Source organism: Arthrobacter sp. JCM 19049 (assembly GCF_001310435.1).
Genome location: NZ_BAXF01000621.1, coordinates 1 through 1,109 on the forward strand (window position 1 = coordinate 1; position 1,109 = coordinate 1,109).

The 1,109-nt window shown below is 63.6% G+C and carries 3 protein-coding genes; all 3 read left to right on the top strand.

The window, feature by feature from the left end; genetic code table 11:
• Positions 1–177: 177 nt before the first annotated feature.
• A complete protein-coding gene (locus JCM19049_RS22790; RefSeq protein WP_306420825.1) occupies positions 178–483 on the top strand; it encodes a TetR/AcrR family transcriptional regulator in 306 nt (101 codons plus the stop codon).
• A gap of 14 nt (positions 484–497) precedes the next feature.
• Positions 498–758: a hypothetical protein gene (locus tag JCM19049_RS22795; RefSeq protein WP_306420826.1), complete on the top strand. Its 261-nt coding sequence runs from the start codon at positions 498–500 to the stop codon at positions 756–758.
• An 85-nt stretch (positions 759–843) separates the two neighbouring features.
• Positions 844–1,109, top strand: a 266-nt coding sequence (locus tag JCM19049_RS15020) for a DUF3107 domain-containing protein (protein WP_279403330.1), incomplete at its 3' end; no start/stop codon positions are given.

Below are 1,109 nucleotides of genomic sequence, written 5' to 3' on the forward strand. Positions count from 1 at the left end.
CGGCCTCCGTCACTCTGGCCACCGCGAAGAGCGCCACTTTTGCAACGAACGTGGAATACTACACACAAGGAGGCTTCCCGGCCTGCCCCTGACCAGGGGAGCCGCGAGCCCGGGCCACCACGCTGAAAGGCACGAGATGTCGGTACCGATGAACGCAAGGGGACACGCACCCAACGCTTGCCCCGCGAGGCCCGCCGCCGCCAGCTGCTGGCCGCCGCCCACCAGGTCTTCGTGGCCCACGGCTACCACGGGGCGTCCATGGATGAGATCGCCGAGGTCGCCGAGGTCTCCAAGCCGGTGCTCTACCAGCATTTCCCGGGCAAGCGGGAACTGTACCTCGCGCTGCTGGACGTGCACCTGGCCGAATTCTCCGAACTGCTGGACACCGCCATCTCCTCCACCGATGACAACCGCCAGCGCGTCTACAACACCATCGACACGTATTACCAGTACATCAGCCGTGAATCCCAGCCTACCGGCTGATCTTCGAATCCGATGTGCTGGCCGACCCATTGATCTCCGAACGCATTGAGAAGTTCAACGCCCAGCTCTCGGAGGCCATCGCCGCGGTGGTAGTGGCCGATACCCCGCTCACCGAGGACGAGGGCAACCTGCTTGGCCGGGCCCTGGCCGGGCTTTCCCAGGTCTCCGCCCGCTACTGGGCGACCACCGACAGCGCCGTGCCGCAGCAGACGGCGATCGAATTGATCTCGCTTTTAGCTTGGCGCGGAATTGCGCGGTTCCCGAAGGAAAAGTAGCTAGATTTGGTTCTAGGTCCAGCGTATGGGCGCAGCAGCGCCCGCACGGGGCAGTCAATGAACCTTCGAGAGGATCAAGAACTCCATGGAAATCCGTATTGGCATCCAGAATGTCGCCCGCGAAGTCGTGCTCGAATCCGACAAGGACAACGCTGAAATCTCCGAAATCGTTGCCAAGGCCTTGAATGACGGCGGGCAGCTGCGACTGACCGACAACAAGGGCCGCGACGTGATCGTCCCGGTTCCGGGCATCGCTACGTTGAGATCGGTCCGGACCAGGTGCGTCGCGTGGGCTTCGCCCAGTAGCGCCCAATCTTTTTCGCCGGCCGCAGACCGGCCTGCCGGTGGCCC